Genomic DNA, 3,099 nt, shown 5'->3' with positions numbered 1-3,099 from the left:
CCAGGAAGACGCCGGCCTGGAGGGTTGAAAAAATTACGAAAGGGCAGTGGGGCTATTACTGGACGGATGACGGCAGGGCGGGCTGTTCCAGGCCGGGGTTCTTCGCCCAGCCCCGGGATGTGTTGTATGAGAGCGGGAGAGCACTGACGCTGTACCTGCCGGTAATTGCTTCTGCCGCTTTTTGGATAAAAGGTTTCCTGGTGTTAGGGGTCCTTCAGTCGAACCCCGCGTTCGTAATAGCAATATTGATGTTTGTGTGCGTTTTGTGGAACATCAAAGAATTTCTCTGGAAGCAAAAAGACTCCTTCTGGATGAACCTGCTTGTTCCCCGGAACAGCATTTTGCTGCTTTGAATATCGCAGAGTTTGCACCTGAAATGGAAAGAAATTCTTGCGGGTGGGTGATTTTGCATGATATAATATTAACAGCAATACAGTTGAAAGGGTTGTTGAGAATGCATATAGTTAATGTAACAGATATCCGGCAAAACGCCAGCAAGATAATTGCCCGGGTGGTGGAAACCGGTGAGCCCGCGGTAATCCTCCAGCGTTCGAAACCCGTCGTGTATATGGTTGAAGCCTCCGCCTATGAAGAAATGTTAAAGAAACTGGAACAGGCTGAAAAACTCTTCAGGATGGCTGAAACTAAAAAAGTCCTGCAGGAAATAACCAGGCTGAGGGAAAAAATGGCCCAGAGGGGCAAGCAGTGGGACTCTGTACCCCTTATCCGGGAGTTGCGGGAGGGCAGGGTACGTTGAGCCGCTACGTATGCCTGGACAGCAGCGTACTGATCAAGCTCCTCACCTGGGAAGAAGGGAGTAATGCCGCAGCGTTCCTGATGGAACGCATTATTGAATCCGGACGGACAATAGTATTGCCCGCTTTTGCCTGGGCCGAGGTGGGCAGTGTATTGCGCCAGAAAGCCAGGAGAAAAGAAATAACCCCGGAGGAAGCGGAAGAAGCCTGGCGCATGTTCGGCAGGTTAAAGATTATAACCTACCTGGAAAATGAAAAGGTATCGGCTGCGGCATGGGACATCGCCGTAAAAGAAAATCTTTCTACACTTTACGATGCCGCTTACCTGGCGGTAGCAGAGATAGCTGCCAGAGAATCTGAGGGAGGTGTTTGTGAATTCTGGACCGCCGATGAAAGGCTGGTGAACACGCTGGGCGGAAGGAAGAAATACGTAAAACTGCTTCAGGAGATTTGAACTGTGATTGCAAAAGAAAGGAAGGAGTTTTTAATGCCAATGCGTAAACTGGCCATTCTACTAACAGCCGTTCTCCTAGCCCTGTCGATTATCACCGTCCCTGCCGTAGCGCAGGAGGGGGCAGGAGTTCAGGCGGACGGGAACCCTGCAAAGTCCGCTGTATTTGCAGTGGGAGTCAGGGAATATTTCCTGGGGAATTCACCGGTGGGGGTTAAGATGGACGCCGCCCCGTTCGTGGCGAACGGCAGGACTTACGTACCCTTGCGTTATTTGGCGAACGCCCTGGGGGTGGAAGACAGGTACATAACCTGGGATGCAAAGTCCGGTCTGATAACGCTGGGTCAGCCGGGGCACCCCGCGATTGTGTTGAGTATCGGCAGCAGGCGAATAAAAACCGGCAGCCAGGCCGGGCAGATGGACGTGGCCCCGCTGGTGCGTAACGGCCGGACGTACCTTCCCGCCCGCTGGGTGGCCGAGGCCCTGGGTTACCAGGTCGAGTGGGACCCGTCCAGGAACTGGGTCGTGTGCTGGCCCAGGGGTAAGTCAAAGCCGGACGTGACCCGGGTAAGTGAGGGCCTCCGCGGCTGGAAGTGGACGGAGGTGGGCTACAAGCTGCCCGACCCGCAGGGGGAGTTGATTGACAGGGAAGAATCCAGGGGGCTTGTAGATCAAGCTTATAGGACCAAAGCAGGTTTGACGATGATGTTTTATTATAAACTCGGTTACATTGATAACAGAGAATTAGAATTAGGCATTGCTCTTCCGGATGATCCATATCATCCGGGAACTCTGGCAGCGTTCGATCAGGCCGAAGCGATCTTAACGAGTAAGTTCGGACCCGAGTTTGCAGGAAAAGTGATGAGCTGTGCACGGCAGCACAAGAGCTGGAGGGACAGCACGCCTGCAACGTTTTTTACGGCGCCCAATGGGCAGAAAGTTAGAGTACATGGGAGCGATTCGATTGAAATTATGATCTATAAAAGTTAGAGATGTAGAGTGCCGCCAAAAGGCGGCTCTATTTTTTTGGGGGGAAAGACACGATGAGAGGGGTGGTGACGTAAAAGAAGTATTTTGAACCCCCACAAACAAAAGGAGGGAGAAGAGGGTGAGATGAATGCGGCTCTTCAAACGCTGTGTGTCCCTGGCCATGGTCCTGGTCATGCTTGTGACGATCTTCCTGCCCGTGGTTCCTGCAGCCTGGGCCTACGTGGACGACGACAAGAGCGATATACCGATAAATAAGGACACTAGAGTTTATATTACAAAAGGAGACAATGTAAAATACGTCCAGTCCGGAAATTACAAGTATGTAAAACTTGCTGACATCTACTCCAGGAGCGGTACTGCTCTTGGCCGGGGGATGTACTTCGAGAAGGCTGGCTCCCCTTTGGCCGAAGGCTACGTAATGCTCAAATGGTCGCTCATATCCGACTGGGCGAGGGAACTGAACGGCAGCCCGGATTTCGTGAGCTCTCACCTGTGGGGCCTGGGGAACATCATCACCGCCGAGGGGTACACCGCCAAGAGGATTCACATCCGCGACCTGGCGGACCTCTGCGGTACGAGTGACGTCAGCTGGGACAAGTCCCAGTACAAGGTGACCATCGGTATTACCCAGAACCCCACGGCTTTCATCGGCGGGCCGACGCAGGCCCGGCAGGGCGACACGGTAAGCATACCGATCAGGGGGACGTCCTACGTTACGTCTTCCGACTGGAGGAACAAGGTATCCTACGAATTTTACGCGGACAGCCAGCAGCTGAAAAGCAACAGCCTGAACTCCAGCAGTTTCAGCGATTCAGTCAGCTACCAGGTGACCAAGTCCCCCGGGAGCACCGTTACACTGCGTTTAAAGGTGACCGACGGTGTTGGACGGAGCACGGAAATAAC

Annotated in this window: 5 protein-coding genes; all 5 read left to right on the top strand. The window is 53.2% G+C overall.

Annotated elements, in window-relative coordinates:
* Positions 1 to 353, top strand: a 353-nt coding sequence (locus tag ACPLUI_RS13200; RefSeq protein WP_424660716.1) for a hypothetical protein, incomplete at its 5' end; no start/stop codon positions are given.
* A gap of 101 nt (positions 354 to 454) precedes the next feature.
* On the top strand, positions 455 to 757 hold the full coding sequence (locus tag ACPLUI_RS13195) for a type II toxin-antitoxin system Phd/YefM family antitoxin (protein ID WP_424660715.1): 303 nt from the start codon (positions 455 to 457) through the stop codon (positions 755 to 757).
* A complete protein-coding gene (locus tag ACPLUI_RS13190; protein WP_424660714.1) occupies positions 754 to 1,209 on the top strand; it encodes a type II toxin-antitoxin system VapC family toxin in 456 nt (151 codons plus the stop codon). The genes ACPLUI_RS13195 and ACPLUI_RS13190 overlap by 4 nt, the downstream gene beginning before the upstream one ends.
* A 3-nt stretch (positions 1,210 to 1,212) precedes the next feature.
* Entirely contained in the window at positions 1,213 to 2,196 is a 984-nt protein-coding gene (locus tag ACPLUI_RS13185) for a copper amine oxidase N-terminal domain-containing protein (protein ID WP_424660713.1), read from the top strand.
* A 127-nt stretch (positions 2,197 to 2,323) separates the two neighbouring features.
* A partial coding sequence (locus tag ACPLUI_RS13180) for a hypothetical protein (RefSeq protein ID WP_424660712.1) occupies positions 2,324 to 3,099 on the top strand: 776 nt, incomplete at its 3' end.

The organism is Desulfofundulus sp. (assembly GCF_049701015.1).
In the GTDB taxonomy this organism is placed as follows: Bacteria; Bacillota; Desulfotomaculia; order Desulfotomaculales; family Desulfovirgulaceae; genus Desulfofundulus.
Note: the sequence above shows the minus strand (reverse complement) of the source record. Positions and strands in the feature narration are given on the sequence as shown.